Source organism: Sphingobacterium sp. NPDC055431, from assembly GCF_053644255.1.
Window position 1 is genome coordinate 82,201 of the sequence record NZ_JBSHLH010000006.1, and the last position, 17,904, is coordinate 100,104.

At 40.9% G+C, this 17,904-nt stretch carries 11 protein-coding genes; 6 read left to right on the forward strand and 5 right to left on the reverse strand.

The window, feature by feature from the left end; genetic code table 11:
* Positions 1 to 20 precede the first annotated feature (20 nt).
* The 6 genes from ACWIB3_RS07950 to ACWIB3_RS07975 all read left to right on the forward strand — a co-directional run bounded on the left by ACWIB3_RS07950 (position 21) and on the right by ACWIB3_RS07975 (position 12,404).
* Entirely contained in the window at positions 21 to 1,238 is a 1,218-nt protein-coding gene (locus ACWIB3_RS07950; protein WP_313260021.1) for a C40 family peptidase, read from the forward strand.
* A 2-nt stretch (positions 1,239 to 1,240) separates the two neighbouring features.
* Positions 1,241 to 2,293, forward strand: a complete 1,053-nt coding sequence (locus ACWIB3_RS07955) for a dipeptide epimerase (protein WP_185210575.1) — start codon at positions 1,241 to 1,243, stop codon at positions 2,291 to 2,293.
* 73 nt (positions 2,294 to 2,366) lie between these two features.
* Positions 2,367 to 5,540 carry a SusC/RagA family TonB-linked outer membrane protein gene (locus ACWIB3_RS07960; RefSeq protein ID WP_185218250.1) on the forward strand — a complete coding sequence of 1,058 codons (3,174 nt, stop codon included), beginning with the start codon at positions 2,367 to 2,369 and terminating at the stop codon, positions 5,538 to 5,540.
* An 18-nt stretch (positions 5,541 to 5,558) separates the two neighbouring features.
* Positions 5,559 to 7,010, forward strand: coding sequence for a RagB/SusD family nutrient uptake outer membrane protein (locus tag ACWIB3_RS07965; RefSeq protein ID WP_454291321.1), 1,452 nt, complete (start codon positions 5,559 to 5,561; stop codon positions 7,008 to 7,010).
* Between the two features lie 808 nt (positions 7,011 to 7,818).
* A complete protein-coding gene (locus ACWIB3_RS07970) occupies positions 7,819 to 10,971 on the forward strand; it encodes a SusC/RagA family TonB-linked outer membrane protein (protein WP_185210580.1) in 3,153 nt (1,050 codons plus the stop codon).
* Between the two features lie 11 nt (positions 10,972 to 10,982).
* The gene (locus ACWIB3_RS07975) at positions 10,983 to 12,404 is read left to right on the forward strand and encodes a SusD/RagB family nutrient-binding outer membrane lipoprotein (RefSeq protein ID WP_185210582.1); all 1,422 of its coding nucleotides are present in this window, start codon (positions 10,983 to 10,985) and stop codon (positions 12,402 to 12,404) included.
* Positions 12,405 to 12,693: 289 nt separating this feature from the next.
* Here the strand turns inward: ACWIB3_RS07975 and ACWIB3_RS07980 are convergent, their stop codons facing one another.
* From ACWIB3_RS07980 to ACWIB3_RS08000, 5 genes are all read right to left on the reverse strand, one after another.
* Positions 12,694 to 14,202, reverse strand: a complete 1,509-nt coding sequence (locus ACWIB3_RS07980; RefSeq protein WP_454291322.1) for a M14 family zinc carboxypeptidase — start codon at positions 14,200 to 14,202, stop codon at positions 12,694 to 12,696.
* Between the two features lies 1 nt (position 14,203).
* A complete protein-coding gene (locus ACWIB3_RS07985; protein WP_313190295.1) occupies positions 14,204 to 15,250 on the reverse strand; it encodes a S66 peptidase family protein in 1,047 nt (348 codons plus the stop codon).
* A 3-nt stretch (positions 15,251 to 15,253) separates the two neighbouring features.
* Positions 15,254 to 16,588, reverse strand: a complete 1,335-nt coding sequence (locus ACWIB3_RS07990; RefSeq protein ID WP_185210585.1) for a dihydroorotase — start codon at positions 16,586 to 16,588, stop codon at positions 15,254 to 15,256.
* A gap of 72 nt (positions 16,589 to 16,660) precedes the next feature.
* Positions 16,661 to 17,380: an ATP-binding cassette domain-containing protein gene (locus ACWIB3_RS07995; protein ID WP_185210586.1), complete on the reverse strand. Its 720-nt coding sequence runs from the start codon at positions 17,378 to 17,380 to the stop codon at positions 16,661 to 16,663.
* Entirely contained in the window at positions 17,364 to 17,654 is a 291-nt protein-coding gene (locus ACWIB3_RS08000) for a hypothetical protein (RefSeq protein ID WP_185210587.1), read from the reverse strand. Before ACWIB3_RS08000 ends, ACWIB3_RS07995 begins: the two co-directional genes overlap by 17 nt.
* Positions 17,655 to 17,904: the final 250 nt, after the last annotated feature.

Genomic DNA, 17,904 nt, shown 5'->3' on the forward strand with positions numbered 1-17,904 from the left:
AACAATTATTAAAGACTAGAATGATGATACGTATCACTGCGCTATTCTGCACATTTTTCTGTTTGAACAATATTTCTTTCGCACAAACAGACTCCACGATCTATAAAAAAGTGGATCAGATCGTACAAGACGCCAAACAACAATTTGCTCCGGATAAACGAACCAAAATCGTTGCCCTTACGCAAGCAAATGCGATCAATAATCAGTATGTCATTGAGTCGAGTGTTGCTGAAGCCAGCAACTTCATCAAGTCTCAAACAGCTAATATTCCTGCAACGATCCGAATCAATGCCCTTCCAGACTCTACCGTAGGTCAAAAAGTTCATGGAGTCGTCAATCTATCGGTGGCAAACTTTAGAACAAAACCAGGAAACGCCTCTGAAATGGCAACACAGGCCATTCTTGGAACAGAGGTTGACCTGTTGCAAAAAGTTGATGGTGAATATAGAGCAAGAACTCCTGAAGGCTATATTTCATATGTTCCAGCCTCCTCTATTGCAGCAATGGATCATGCCGCTTTAGAAAAATGGAGAAAGCTTCCCAAATTAATCTACACAGCTGAATTTGGAAAATCACTTTCTCAAGCTGACCCAAAAAGTGTCCGGGTTTCTGACCTGGTTTATGGAAATATCCTAGGCTTATTAGCTGAAGAAGGTAACTATTATAAAGTAACTTATCCCGACAATCGTATTGCCTTTATCCTAAAAGATGAAGCATTAACATTCGACAAATGGTTAGGCTCAAGAGAACTGACGGCAGACAATGTGATCAGCAGTGCCAAAACCATGATGGGGCTACCTTATCTTTGGGGCGGAACATCTGTTAAGGGTGTAGATTGCAGTGGTTTTACCAAAACTGCTTATTACATGAATGGCTACATCATCCCGAGAGATGCATCTCAGCAGGTATTGGCTGGTCAAAAAATTGACATCCTAGATAAAGACGGACATTTCGACGCTAAAAAAGCACTTAAAAACTTGAAACCGGCTGATTTATTGTTCTTTGCTTCTGGCAAAAACAGCAATCCTAATGCGCGTGTTACCCACGTTGCCCTTTATATTGGAAATGGTGAATTCATACATTCGGCAGGAACCGTTCGTATCAACTCCATGTTGAAAGATGCCGCAAACTACGATGACTTCCAGACCAGGACCGTCGTTGCAGCAAAAAGATATATCGGCGTGAAAGATCAGCAAGTGCAAAAAATACAAGAAAACCCTTACTATAACCAAAAATAACCATGAACAGCAACGAGTGGCAAAGCAAAAATATGGGGAAATTTACCCTGCGTTTCAAGCCCTATACGCTTGAACTACGCCATGTATTTACCGTAGCTTCTTTTAGTCGATCAACAACCCCTGTTGTCTTGACTGAACTCGAATATGATGGCATTATTGGCTATGGCGAGGCAAGCATGCCCCCTTACCTTGGGGAATCCCAGGAATCGGTCATGAATTTCTTGAACAAGATTGATCTTTCTAGGTTCAACTCCCCTTTCCAAACCGAAGAAATCCTTCAATACATCGATCAGGTCGATGCTAAGAACACGGCAGCTAAAGCTGCTGTCGATATCGCATTACACGATGTATTAGGCAAAATAATGGGCCAGCCATTTTATAAAATCTGGGGATTAAACCCTGATCTTATTCCGCCAACTTCCTATACCATTGGAATAGATACGGAAGAAATGATCCGCAAAAAAGTAGCTGAGGCTGAGCAATTCAAGATCTTGAAAGTAAAACTTGGTCTAGATACAGACAAAATGATCATTGATACGATCCGTTCAGTAACGGATGTCCCTTTATGTGCCGATGTCAACCAAGGCTGGAAGAACAAGGAAGAAGCTTTGGAAATGTCCCATTGGTTAAAAGAAAGAAACGTTGTTTTCCTGGAACAACCGATGCCAAAGGAAATGATCGATGAAAATGCTTGGCTAACTGAACGTTCTCCCATCCCTACCATTGCAGACGAAGGGTGCCAACGCCTTGCCGATGTGCCGGCTCTAAAAGATGTTTATACAGGCATCAACATCAAATTGATGAAATGTACAGGGATGCGTGAAGCTAAAAGAATGGCTGAATTAGCCCGCTCTTTAGATATGAAAGTGATGTTGGGTTGTATGACTGAAACCTCCTGTGCCATTACCGCAGCAGCTCAGTTAGCTCCATTAGTGGATTGGGCAGATTTGGATGGGGCCTTATTGATTGCAAATGATATCTACGACGGTATGCAGGTAAGAGATGGGAATTGCATTCTTCCCAACCGTCCTGGAATTGGAATTTTAAAAATATAAATTGGACAAAAAAACCAAAAAAACACATTACCTAGAAAAACAGATTACCTAAGAATAACAAATTACCAAAATTATGAAACATCACTTGCTCACAACTTTGTGCGTAGTGGCTTGCACGTCTATGCAGGTCGTTAATGCGCAACAAATCGCTGTGGCTGGGAAAGTTTCTGGATCAGATGGCACTCCGCTCGTTGGAGTAACTGTATCTGTGAAAGGAACAACAATCAGTACCAGTACCAACGAGAATGGCTTGTTTTCTCTAAATGCAGATCACAATGCCACCTTGGTTGTATCTTATATAGGATACACAAGCCAAGAAATCCCACTGAACGGAAGAAAAGCCATCAACATCACCTTAAATCAGGATGACCAAGCCATCGATGAAGTTATGGTTGTTGCTTATGGTACTGCCAAGAAGAGCTCCTTTACAGGTTCGGCAGCAACCGTAAATTATGAAAAAGAGGCAAAGGACATTCCCGTCACCTCCTTCGAACAAGCTTTAACTGGTCGCATACCAGGTGTTCAGATCAATACGACTTCGGGCCAGGCTGGATCAACCTCCAGTATCCGGGTTAGGGGAATTGGTTCCATGAACGCCTCCAACGAACCTTTATATGTAGTGGATGGAGTACCGGTAGTTTCTGGAAATGTGGGCCAAATGAGTGGAGCTCTTTCGGGAAGCAGCAACAATATCATGGCCACCATTAACCCTAATGACATCGAATCCATTTCAATTCTGAAAGATGCCGCGGCAGCTTCATTATATGGTTCGCGTGCAGCAAATGGGGTAGTGATCATTACGACCAAATCAGGAAAAGCCGGAAAACCAAAAATCGATTTCCGTACCTCCTATGCCGTAACTCCTAATTGGGCGACCGACAACTACAAACCTGGAAATCCTCAGGAACAGATCCAGTACTTCTACCAAATTTTCCACGATTACAGAACCTCCAACGGATATACCCAAGAACAGGCAAATCAATATGCCTTAAACCGTATGAATACGAGATTCGGCATCCACGGCTATGAATTCTCTAGCGAAGGAACCGGCTTGTATGACAAAATTATCATCAAGGGTAAAACGGACGGTGTTGAAAATAGAGACGGTCAATATTTTGATTGGAATGACGCTCTTTTCCGCACTGGAAAATATCAGACCAATGACCTTGCTGTGAGTGGTGCTAGCGATAAAACTAAATATTATTCTTCTTTGTCTTATACAACCGACAAAGGCAGAGCCTATACCAATGAGTTTGAAAGAATCGGCGGCCGATTGAATTTTTCCCAAAAACTTTCTGAAAAAGTCGAATTTGCCACCAACTTCAATTTAAACCATAACAACAAGGAAGGTTACAATGACACGCGTAACACAGGGACAAACTATATGTACCTTGCAAACAACCTATTGTTCCCTTTCTATTGGCCTACGGATTACAAAACAGGCAAAGAATACACAACACGCTATAATTCTTTAGGTTACAACCCATTATACTATGATAAACAATGGGAAAATAATTCAAAGACACTTCGTATTGTTGCTGCTCCATCCTTGACTGTAAAATTCCTTCCGGAATTGACCGGTAAAACCATCTTCTCCTACGATAATGCCGAGGTTAAGGATCATTTATATTATAGCCCTTTGCATTACCATACTACTTATGGTGCTACAGCTAACGGAACTGTTTTTGAGTACAGCACGAATTACAAGAAGTTGATTTCTTCTTCAACCTTGAATTACAACAAAACCTTTGCTACGGAACATACCTTAGATTTATTGGTAGGATTTGAAGCTGAAAAGAATGAAACAAATTATCAATTTGCAAGTGGTTCCAACTTGCCTTCCAGTTCGCTGCATACCGTAGCTACTGCCGGTATCAAAGACGCTGATGCATATATGTGGGGGAATAATATGATGTCTGTATTCTCTAGAGCTGAATACAACTTTAAAAACACTTATTTCCTTTCAGGATCCCTGAGAAGGGACGGTAACTCCAGATTAGGCCCTGATACCCGTTGGGGTAATTTCTGGTCCCTGTCTGCTGCATGGAACCTAAAGAATGAGAGCTTCATTTCGGATATCGAAGAAATCAATCTCCTAAAACTAAAAGCTTCCTATGGTACCAATGGAACTCTTCCTACTTCGAATTTCGGCTGGAGATCCTTGGCTTCGTATGGATATAACTACATGGACCAACCAGGTGGAATCTTGACTACCATTGCAGACAAGGATTTGAAATGGGAAAAGAGCCATACCTTCAACGTAGGTGCTGAATTTGGTTTGTTCAACAATAGACTTTATGGTACCGTTGAATATTTCAATAGAGATTCAAAAGACCTATTACAGGATGTCAACATCTCTTTAGTAACTGGATTTAACTCTACTCTTCTGAATGTTGGGGAAATCAACAATAAAGGTCTTGAAATTTCAATAGGTGGAGACCTCATCAAAAAAGATGATTTCCGTTGGTCCGCTAATGTCAATACCTCTTTCCTGAAATCGAAAGTTTCGAAACTTTATGGCGGTAAAGATATCACTTGGTGGGACCCAACAGGTGGAGATTCAAGAGTGCAATTCATGTACAAAGAAGGGGAAGATGTGTATTCATATTACATGGCTGAATGGGCAGGTGTAGATCCAAGCAATGGTAAGCCAATGTGGTATACCAATGATGGTACAGAAGGAGAATTCTTGCACAACGGACGTGGTGCTACCAATAAGGTAAGCGATGCAAAACAGGTTATCGTTGGCTCTCCGATCCCTAAAGCATATGGAGGTTTCAATACCGATATAGAATACAAAGGTTTCTCTTTGGGCTTAAACTTCACTTATAAAATCGGCGGAAAATTATTTGATGCGGGCTCAAGAGACGTTGCAGAAGATGGTTATTACTGGGAAAGGATCCGTTCATATTACGCCATACAGAACGTATGGACACCAGATAACACAGATGCACTTTATCCTTTTGTCAGTGGAAATGACCCAGAAGATGGTATCACACGCTCCACCCGTCACCTTTATGATGCATCATTCCTACGCTTGAAAAACGTGAATGTATCGTATCGATTGCCAAGTGCAGTAGTCAGCAAAATTGGATTTAGCAATGCTAGGATCTTCTTCAATGGTACTAATTTATTAACCGCTTCTAAATTTAAATGGGCTGACCCTGAGGTTAACCAGTTTGGAACAAGAGGTTGGGAAACTCCTTTCGGAAAAACCTACACCTTCGGATTAGAAGTTAGTCTATAACCTTCAATTATTATCATCATGAAAAAGAATTCATTATTTATCATAGCACTTGCAAGTTTATCGTTGTTTTCTTGCAAGGATTTCTTGGATGTAAAACCAACCAACTCCACCGATTCCAGTGTAACCATTCAAACAGTTGCCGATGCGAAGGTGATGATCAATGGTTTGACAAGACAGATTGTAAAATCAAGCTTATTTGGCCGAAACTTAATACTCTACGGAGATGCAAAAGGAGGTGATCTTACCATTGTCTCCCAAGGGCGCGGGCTGGATGCATTATATGTATTCAACCACTCCGTCAATAACAACAACTATTCTGATTTCTGGGCCGATGGTTATAATGCCATCATGCAAGCAAACAATATCATCAAAAGTATTGATGACCTCCAAGCAGCCGGAACTGAACTGGATTTCAATAATTTTGAAGGTCAAGCTTTGACCATCCGTGCCTTATTACATTTTGAATTGGTCAAACTTTACGGTAAAACCTATACACAAGACCCGAATGCATTAGGGGTTCCTATTGTTACTGAAGCATTAAGTACCTCTGCTCAACCCTTGCGTAATAAAGTTTCTGAAGTGTATGGGCAGATCATAAAGGATCTAACTGCTGCGGCAGAGTTGCTTCCTAAAACAAAGGCAAATGGTTACATAAATTACTATGCAAATAGGGTTATCCTTTCTAGGGTCTACATGACCATGGGAGATTTTGACAAAGCTTTGGCTGCAGCCGAAGAAGTCATTGACTCCAAGGTTTACTCCTTATACTCCAACAGCGAATGGGTACCTTCTTGGGCAAATCAATTTGGCAAAGAGTCGATTTTTGAAATCACCTTAGCCAAAGATCAAGGCGATTTAGGGTCCGCATCCTTGGGTTTCTATTATTTGAAGAATAAGGATAACAATGCACTTGGTAATTTCACAGCTTCAGACTATTTCTTATCACGTTTAGGACAAGATGAAGATGATGTGCGTTGGGGAATATTCACCAAAGATGAATTGGACCGTCAGGCAGCATGTTATAAGTACGTAGGCTCAGTTGAAAAAGATGGAGATGGCAAGGATACTTATACGGCTGTCAATATTAAAGTAGCCCGTTTATCTGAAGTCTATTTAAATGCGGCCGAATCAGCATTGAAAAAACCATCTCCTGACAAAGCTAAAGCGGCGAACTACCTGAACGAAATCCGCAAACGTGCTCCTGAATTGGCAGCAGCAACGGCTGCAACTGTTACAGAAGCCATGATCTTGGATGAAAAGAGCAAGGAGCTTTACGGCGAAGGTCAACGTTATTGGGATATGATCCGTACAAATAAAACGATCACCTTCAATGATGAACATGTTGGAGTTACCATGTCACATAGACAAAAATCCATCAACAGGACTTTCTTCAAAACCATTCTCCCTATTCCACAAGTGGAAATCAATGCAAATCCAGGTCTTGAAGCACAGCAGAACCCAGGATATTAAGAACCAATTATTATACAACATCAGGCGGTCAGATTGACCGCCTTTTTTTGACCCAAAATGAATGAGCAATGTCATTAAGTCTAGGTTTCTGTGTTCATGTTGTGTAACGAAGCATCTCGGATGCGAATTTTCAAAATTTAAGAAAACTAATATTGAATTGGCGTACAGATTCTCCATTGATCGTATAGAATTGCAAATGCACTAAAGAGGGATTCAGAGTGAAACGAAGAATCTATTCTTTAATTTTTTGTGGGTCGTGGTCATCTTGAGCACAGCGAAAGAACTGTTTTTTTTTAGAAGATTTATTGAAAAACATGTCACCCCGCTGGGGGTTGGCCGTAAAACGGTTTAAATTCCTAAAAAGATTTCATCCACGCTGTGGGTTCTAGAAACAAACATTTCACCTTCCAAAGGAAGCCCCTTAGCAACCGGCTCATTTCAATGGCGGAAAAATGGAAAGAATGCCGTTGCCCTGTGCGATGGGATTGCTAAATTAATTGAACCCTTCTAGGGTTCTCTTTATTGCAAGAATTCTGCATTGGCAGTGAGTAAAACAAGCATTTCACCTTCCGAAGGAAGCCCTTTACAAACAAAACCCTATCCTCTTTCCACATCCTATAAATATTCATTATTTATTTCTCTTTTTTAGCAAAATCTTCACAAAAACGCAAGGTTTTTAACAAATCCCTCAATATTTCGCAAATAGAGTAACTTAACAATAATGTCCTTTGCATTTTTTTGCAAATTTTTCATTGTTTTTAACATGAATCCGTTATATTCGTTTATCTAATAACCAATAACTCTAAAGATGAATTTACCAACTTGCTTATCAATTGCGGTTGCATCATTATGTTCCATTCAGATGCTCTCCGCGCAACAATTGTCCATAGCTGGAAAGGTGACCAACGCCGAAGGTGAACCCATTGTTGGGGCCTCCATTTTTGTAAAAGGCACACAGCAAGGTACTTCCAGTAATGAGAGCGGATTGTTTACTTTGAATGCACCAAGCAGCGGAACGCTGTTAATCCGTGCTGTAGGATACGCTCCTTTGGAAGTCCCTATCAGCGGAAGAACGAACATTTCCATTCAACTTCAACACGATGACAGTGAAATCGATGAAGTTGTAGTGACAGCTCTAGGTATCCAAAGAAGTGAAAAATCGCTAGGATATGGCGCCCAAAGTGTGAACAGTGCCACTTTGAACTCCAACAAACAACCCAACTTGGTCAATGCATTACAAGGTAAAATAGCCGGTGCGACCATCAGCTCTACCGGTGGTGCGCCTGGTCAAGGTGCAAATATCCAAATCCGAGGTATTAACTCCATCGACCCTACCCGCGATAATCAACCTCTTTTCGTAATCGACGGTATCCTAATGGATAACTCGACCTCTACACAAGGTGGTGCCGAAGTACGTGGTATGAGTAACCGTTCAGTGGATATCAACCCTGATGATATTGAAACCATCAATATCCTTAAAGGTGGAGCCGCCACCGCACTTTATGGACTTCGTGGTGCAAATGGTGTTGTCATCATTACTACAAAGAGTGGTAAAGCTGGTTCTTTGAAAATTGATTATCAAGGAACAGTTGGTTTTGAAAATGTCAACAAATTCCCTAAAATGCAGGACACCTATACCCAAGGATGGAAAGGTGTTTATGATAAAGATGATTTCTGGCCTGCTTGGGGACCTACGGTAGCTGAAGCTATTAAAGTAGACCCTACGCATCCAACTACACTATACAAACCTTTTGAAGAGGCATTCGAAACCGGAAACCAATTCCGGAACTCCTTAAGTTTCTCCGGAGGATCTGAAAAATTCAGTTTTTTAACGTCTGTATCCCAATTGAAACATAATGGGGTACTACCAGCAACAGATTTTAAAAATTATCAAGCTCGATTGAACACTAATTTCACCTTAAGTGAAAAATTAAAAGGTGGTTCTTCCCTTGCAGTGACCAACTCAGGAGGTTACCGCGGAAATGCCAATCGCTATGCCGAGCAGTTGATCTATTGGACCCCAAGATACAATGTAAGGGATTACCTCATGGAAAATGGAACCATGAAATCTTACGGTGAAACCGACAACCCTATCTATGTCGCACATACCAACAGATTTAAAGACGATGTATTACGCGTAATTGGAGGTTTTGACCTAACCTATTCTCCAGCAAAATGGGTGGATTTGATGTACCGCGTAGGTATTGACGCCTATAGGGATAATCGCGAAGGAACAGCTATTGGTTACCAAGGACTGGCAGATGAGCGTTTAGTTTATGATAATGGTGTTGAGGGTGCTGATGGACGCGGATTTTATAATGTCTACAACAATAATTTCAGGGCATTGACCAGTACTTTCATTGCAACCTTCAAACATGATTTCAACGATGACCTCAATGCTACATTACGTGTTGGACAGGATGTTTACGACCGATTCATTAAAAGAACAGCTACCGAAGGTGGAGATTTAACGGTTTATAACTGGTTTGATCTAGGCAATGCCAACATCATCAAAGCGGCCACATACAATGAAAAATATAGATTGATGGGCTTCTTCGGTGAGTTGAACCTAGCTTACAAAGATTATCTATTCTTAACCCTAACAGGTAGAAATGACATCACCTCTACCTTGAGCAAGAACAATCGTTCTTTCTTCTACCCTTCTGCCACATTAAGCTATGTGCTTTCAGACCAATTCAGTATGCCTGAAGCTATTAACTTTGCCAAATTGCGCTTGTCGTACGCACAGATCGGTAAAGACGCTGCACCTTATTCAACCAGTGCTGGTTTCGCTCCTTATACCAACCTGCCAACAGGTTATATCGGATTTACAAGACCTTCCTTATTGGGTGACCCGCAATTAAAACCTGAATTTACCGACACCTATGAGGTAGGGATGGAAATGAAGTTCTTACAATCTCGATTAGGATTAGATGTGAACTTCTATAACTCGGTAAGTAAGGACCAAATTATTCAAGTCCCTGTATCTTCAACAACTGGATTTGTTACCGCTTCGATTAACGCAGGTAGTATCCGTAACAGAGGTTTAGAGATCACCTTAAATACAACACCTGTTAAGAAGGACAACTTCACATGGAATTCAGACATCAACTTTTCCTTCAACAGAAACAAGATCCTGTACATCCGCGAGGATTTAGATGATGAAATTGTAGTTTCTTCTGAATATGGCTACTTGAACTCAACCGTTTCCATGCGTATCCGTCCAGGAGAGTCCTATGGTACACTTTATGGTAGAACGTACAAGCGTTACTATACTCCTGATGAAATCGCTCAGGGCTTGGATAAAACCCGTGAATACGACGAGAGCCGTCCTCTATTGATCGGTGCAAATGGTTTCCCTGTATTGGAATCAACCTCAGTTCCTAAGAAATTAGGCAATGTTCAACCAAGCTGGGTTGGCGGCTGGAACAACACCTTCAATTACAAGAGCCTATCTTTAAATGTATTGGTCGATGCACGTGTGGGGCAATACCGTTACAACCAATTAGGAAACTTTATGGCTGCATTCGGAGAGGCTGATTATACAGAAGACCGAAATGACTACAAAGTATTTGATGGTGTATTGGCTGACGGGTCAAAGAACACAAAAGAGGTATGGTTAGGCCAAGGAAAAGACCCTAAAAATGGTGTAGATTATGGGAATGGTTATTACCGAGATAACTTCCGTGGAAACTCCCAATTCTTTGTGGAAGATGCTTCATGGTTAAGATTACGATCTGTATCCATTGGCTATAGCTTACCACAACAATGGTTAGAAAACAAGTTTGTTAAGAACGCTAGAGTTTCTTTGATTGGAAACAATCTTGCCCTTTGGACAAAGTATTCAGGATATGACCCTGAAAACTCAACCACGGCAAGTGGATCGAATATCGAAGGTTTTGCAGGGATGACTTACCCTGCTGTCAGAAGCTTCTTATTTAGCTTAAATGTTGGCTTTTAATTCTTAAGATCATGAACAAATTCATCAAAATAGGTAAAATTTCCTTATTGGCCCTAGCCCTGTTCTCCTTGAACAGTTGCAAGGACTATTTCGAAATGACCGATAACCCTAACTTGGTTCAAACCCCGCCTTTGAACGCCCTATTGACTACAGCTACGCATAAGGCTGCATTCAACAACTATAGGATTGCATATTTCAACAATCAGTACTCGCAATATTTCGCGAGCCCTTCTGGTGGTTCGGATACAGATACTTACCAGATCACCAATAACTCCTCAACTTGGAACAACCTTTTTTATTCTTTAGCAGACCTGTATGACTTTATGGTCAAATCGGAAGAAGCTGGAGCTTCGCATCACCTTGCTGTCGCACAAGCTTTGACAGCGTATCAATTGGCCTTGGTCGCTGATACTTGGGGCTCTGTTCCTTTCAGCAAGGCCTTTGGAAAAGAAGAAACCCTTACCGTTCCTTTTGACTCCGAAGAAGACTTATATAAAGCGCAGGTCGACCTTATCAATAAAGCTTTGGAGAATTTCAAAAAAACGGATGCTACCCAAGAGCTGAGTGCCAAGGATGATCTTTTATGTGGCGCAGACCTAGACAAATGGATCAAACTGACCAACGGATTAAAAGCCCGCGTCCTGAACAAGATAAGCAAGAAAGCTGCATACAATCCAAAACAAGTTTTGGCAGCTGCCCAAGCTTCATTACAATCCAATGCTGAAGATATTGGTATGTCTACCTTTGATGGTGTAAATCCATGGGCATCCATCTCGATCAGCAACCTATTGAACAACTTGGACGGCTGGTTAGGAAGTAATTTCATTGATCAAATGAATGGTAAAACTTACGGAATTGTAGACCCAAGAATTTCCAAGATCACAGAAAAAACAGTTCATGGCGTTTATGTAGGTACAATAAGCGGTCAAGGTAACGTAGGTGCTGCCAATACGGTTCGCGATGAATGTTATATCAGTTCCAAATCACCTGTAAGCAGTGAATCTTCTCCATTGATGATCTTGACTTATGCTGAAGTAAAATTCATTGAAGCAGAAGCCGCATTTAGAGACAATAACAAACCTGTAGCTTATGCTGCTTTCCTTGCCGGTGTCAAAGCCAGTATGGATAAATTAGGTGTTCCTGCTGAAGATGCCACAAAATACATTACGGCAATCTCCGTAGGACAGGCAAACCTAACGCTATTGGACATTTTCCGCGAAAAATACATCGTCACCTACCTCAATGCTGAAGCATGGAACGATGTACGCCGCTTCGATTACAAGTACAAAGACTTCAAACTACCGATCGGCGCCGTATTAGGCGACAAATTTATACGCAGAGTAGCTTACCCTGCTGATGAAATCACCGAAAACGGATCCAATGTACCAGCTGAAGTACCATTGAGTACCGAGCTATGGTGGGATAAACCGTAAGGGAGTATTGAGATTTGAGATTTGAGTATTGAGATATTAACTCTACGAGGTATTGAGATATGAGATTTGAGTATTGAAATATCAACTCTAAAAAAAGGGGATCAAAATTGGTCCCCTTTTATAATTTCTATAAAATCTATCTTATCTCATTTCCTACATCTTACCTCTATAGACCCTTTTTATCTCACATCTCACATCTATAGCACCCTTTCTATCTCACATCTCATATCTCCCATCTCACATCTATAGCACCCTATCTATCTCCCATCTCACATCTCCCATCTCATATCTATAAAACCCTATTCTTCAATAGCCCAACCTCACTTAATGGTTTGGAAAGGTCTATGAGGTATCCATTGAGAACTGCGTATTTTAGGGTCCCGCTGGAATCACCGATATAGAAATTGGCGGTTCCACCAAGGTCTATAAAAGGTGTTGCTGCAAAAGCTTGGGTTCCAAAAATATGGATTGGTAAATTATGTAACATGCTGGCCTGTTCAGGTTTTAAGGTTGTTACCTGTACACCCATATATCCTTTTTTCAAGAGGTCATAGGCAATTTCCGGGGTAACGGACTCCAATGTTGGAACGGGTTTTTCGGCAATTTTACCTTGGATAAATCTAAGGCCATTTCCATCCACTTCATCATATCCAAAAGATTCAGGAAGGTCTCCTATATCCTCAACCCTACCCCGCACAAAGAAATCCCTGCCATCTGTCGTTTCACTGCGTCTGATAGCGATATCACTTTTCAATGGAATAGAATCTGATCCGAATTCCAAACCACGAATGACGATATCATGCATATTGCTTGCGTTGAATGGGATATCTTCATAACCTTTGGCATCATAGTTTTCATAGGTTCCTTGGGCTATTTCCATCAATGCATTTAGAATGATCACGAAATTCAATTTCCGGATTTCTTGTTTCTCAGGGTCACCTTTTAAGCCTCCCGACTCAATTAATACGGTACTTGCACCCCAAGATTGGAAGTTATCTCCAAACCCTCGTGGGGTATAGGTATCATCATATTTCGCAACCGCATCTGGAATATATTGCTGCAGGACTTTATTCATTCCCACAATGATCTGCATCGCTCCCTCTCGAACCTCATTGATCTCACGCTCTGTATTATAGGCGGGGGCCAATAAGGAGATGGTCACTGGATTCTTCGTACCTGGAACATTGTAATAAATATTCTGATCATGCAGATTGAAACCATAGCGAGGTTTTATTTCCTTAGCACGTGCTTTTAACAGTGCGCCTTCAACTGTCTGTCCAGCTCTGGCATCCCTATTGAGGTCAATACTCTGCGCATTCCTCCGAAGATATCGCTCTGCACCATCAGGGTTCAACATGGGTATGAAGTGAATATTCAATTGATCTTTCAGCAAGGTCCTGACGCTATCAAAACCATCATCCTTACCTTCCAAGAAATTAAACAGGTCAAACAAGGCCATGGTAGCTGTCGGTTCATCGCCATGCATCTGCGACCAGAGCATTACTTTTTTGTCACCATTTCCATATTCCAACTCATTGATCGAACGACCTTCAACCGATTTACCAATTTCAGAGATCTTAAAAACATTGCTTTTCTTATGCAGTTGCAACAGGGAGTCAACGTCTTTATGTTTAAATCGTCTTGAAAAAAGTGCGGATTCTTTATAGGTTGAATGAATCTTATTCATTTGTGCAGTATCCAGGTTATAACCTGGAATATTACCATTAGAGGATCCTGAAAATGGATTACTGCAAGTTGTTGCGGCCAAAAGGCCTAAGGAAATGACAAAAAATTTCATACTATACTAACGCTTTCTCTAAAATTTCTATTGTACCCTTATTGGCATCTATTCTAGCTCTAACTCCAACGGGCAGCAAGAACTGATCATTGATATGTCCAATTACCGCACCAGAATAGGATGGTATATTCAATGGCTTTATAAAATCCCTTAGGATCTGGTCAAGATTTAAGGAACCATAACCACCTGAGGGAGAACAATCGGTACATTTGCCAAAAACAAATCCTTTGATTTGCGAAAGAATACCAGCATTCATCAACTGGCAGAACATACGGTCCACCTTTTCTGGAGACTCGTTGATTTCTTCCAGAAACAAGATGCTGTCCTTGAAATCTGGCAAAAATTCAGATCCACAAAGGCCTGAAATCAAGGTTAAATTGCCCCCTAATAACTTTCCTTCTGCAACTCCTGGATTAATGGTCGTTATTCTATCTTTATATTGAATGATATCATCTCCTTTTTTCGCAGGGTTGCTATAGCTTACCAATTTGTTATCCACGAATTGGTCGGTAAAGGTCTTCGCGACAAAGTTACTCCATGTACTCGTCCCTACAGGACCATGGAAGGTAACCATGCCAATTTTGGCTTGGAAAGCCATAATCAACGCCGTGATATCACTGTAGCCCAATAAGGCTTTAGGATTCTTAGCGACCATATCATAATCTATACGTTTCAACAACCGGGAAGCACCAGCTCCCCCACGGATACATAAAATACCTGCGACAGATTTATCCGCAAACATATTATGCAGGTCCTCCAATCGTTGATCATCCGTACCAGCTAAATTGCCATAACGTTCGCGGATATATTTCCCTTCTTTTACCTTGAAACCAAAATATTCGAGAACCTCTCTTGTCTGGGTGATGGAATCTTCCCCAGTAACGGCACTCGCAGGGGCAATGATACCAATAGTGTCTCCGGCTTTTAAGACCTTCCCTTTTAGCAAAGGCTGGATCTGATTAGCTACGGCCATGGCCTCTGATTTTCCAAACAAAGGAATGGCGGCTAAACCTATCCCCAATGATTTAATAAATGAACGTTTATCCATAGGTTAACGATTGAAAAGTAAACGATGTCCTGAACCTACCTCTTGTATCTTGCCATCTGTATAGGCCAATAATCCAGAAACAAGCGTATGTTCAATGGTTGATGTAAAGGTATGGTTTTCGAAAGGAGACCATCCACATTTGGATAAAATATTCTCCTTAGTTACCGTATATGGTTTGTTTAAGTCAACCAAAACTAAATCTGCCCAATATCCTTCACGGATATAGCCTCGCTGTTCAATTTGGAACAAAATCGCTGTATTATGGGCCGTTTTCTGGACCATTTGCTCCAAGGTCATCTTTCCTTGTTTTACCAGATCCAATAGCGCCTGTAAGGCATGCTGTACCAATGGACCACCAGATGGTGCCTGTAAATAGGATTGAGATTTTTCCTCAAAAGTATGAGGAGCATGGTCTGTTGCAATAACATCAATATGTCCATCCAATACGGCCTCAAGAATAGCATCACGATCGGCTGCAGTTTTGACTGCGGGATTCCATTTTATGAAATTGCCCTTTGTTTTGTAATCAGCATCAGAAAACCAAAGATGGTGGATACAGGCTTCTGCAGTAATCCGTTTTTGCTCCAAAGGGATATTGTTTTCAAATAATGCTGTTTCCTTAGCCGTTGAAATATGCAGGATATGAAGTCTGGTATTATTCTTTTTCGCTAATTCCACAGCCTTGGATGATGAAAGATAACAAGCTTCGGCAGAACGGATCAAGGGATGCATTTCAATGCTGACATCTTCGCCATATTGCTCTTTGAACTTGGCCAAGTTCGCTTGAATGGTAGCCTCATCCTCACAATGTGTCGCTATTAAGGTTGGCGCTTGGCTGAAGATGGCTTCCAATGCTTTTTCATTGTCAACCAACATGTTCCCCGTGGAAGATCCCATAAAAACCTTGATACCACAGACGTCTCTTGGATTAGTTTTCAGGACTTCATCCAAATTATCATTTGCAGCCCCCATAAAGAAGGAATAGTTCGCCAGCGAATTGTCCTGCGCTATATCATATTTATCCTGAAGTAACTTTTGGGTCAAGGTATTGGGAACGGTATTTGGCATCTCCATAAAGGATGTTGTACCACCAGCTACCGCTGCTCTACTTTCTGTAAAGATATTCGCTTTATGGGTCAGACCCGGTTCACGAAAGTGAACTTGATCATCGATCAATCCTGGAAAAAGATGTAATCCTTCAGCGTTTATGGTTTGGTCGGCATTGGTTTCAATCGTATCGGCTATTTTTTCTATTCTGCCATTTTTAATAAAAAGATCCTGCACCTTAATGCTGCCTTCATTCACAACATGGGCATTCTTTATCAATATTGTAGACATGTAATTTATCTTTAAAGGTTATGCTAAGCAAATATACTAATTTCAAGGAGCCTACAGGAGTATAAGCACGATTTAAAAGCTGTTTTTACTGTCGTTTTCTGGGGAATTTCCACGGTCAAATGTCCCCAGCGGAACATAGAATTGCTCCAACTCTTCCTTTCGGTTTATCTTTCGACAACCACCATTCTCCAAAAGCAGCAACTCGGTCGCAATATCTAATACGTTCATATAATCATGGTCAGAAATCAATAAACCTTTGATTTTGGATTTTTCAACCAATACCTCCTGGATTTTCTCCTTTAGAATGGGCGATATGCCAGAAAATGGCTCATCCAATAAAATAAATGTTGCTTTCTGTTCGATTAATAGCATGATTTCTAAATAGCGTAACTCTCCTCCTGCCAAGTCCGCAATCTTATTGTTCAGGATAGGCATGATCAACTCATCGCTTTCAACTTTCGCCCGGCTCTCTTTATCGGATAGCATAAATTCAATGGCTTTCTTTACTCGAAAGGAAGTGGGCAAAAAGCTATCTTGGGGAAGATAACAAACTTCCCTGGTCGGGAAAGCCTGACTCACTTTATGACCATTTACCCTGATATATGCATTGTGGGCTCGCAAGGATCCAAAAATAATTTTCATGAGAGTCGATTTCCCAGTCCCATTGCGACCTAGTAGTCCGATAATATCGCCTACTTTCAATCCCAGATAGCCCCCTGTCAGCAACTGATTGTTATCAGTATAACTGAACTGCACCGAGTCCACAAATAATTCTTTATCCTTTGTATCCATAATGCATGATGATAATGAGGAGGAAGGAAATCAAAAGATTGGCTAGGAAGGTATATACGACCAAGTGCTTGCGGGATAATCCCAGATTAAAAAACAGGTATTTGGTATTGCCTTCAAAAAATCGAACCAATGCCGCCGAGGCTAAGTAGCCAACGGTCATAAACACAAAGGGAAAGTAGCCAAAATATTGAATGCTCATTGCAAGACTCAACACCAGGTTGATGAATAGAATTGGCTTATAAAATTGCCAGAGGTGTTTCAGTTCAATTGGCATAATTAAATCTACTAAGAAATTAACCAAGTCCAAAATAAATAATCTATTAATCAACAACTTGTTGAAAGTAATTTTTGCATAAACTAAAAACTTTGGCTCTAAAAGTTATTTATTAACCTAATCCTAATGAGCAAAATTTAATTTTACAGGATGAATCAACCTGAATAAATCTGAAGGAAAACTAGGCCTTATTCGAGACATATTCGGGGCAAGTTCCAAAAGTTTCGAACTGGATAGAATTATTCTCGAA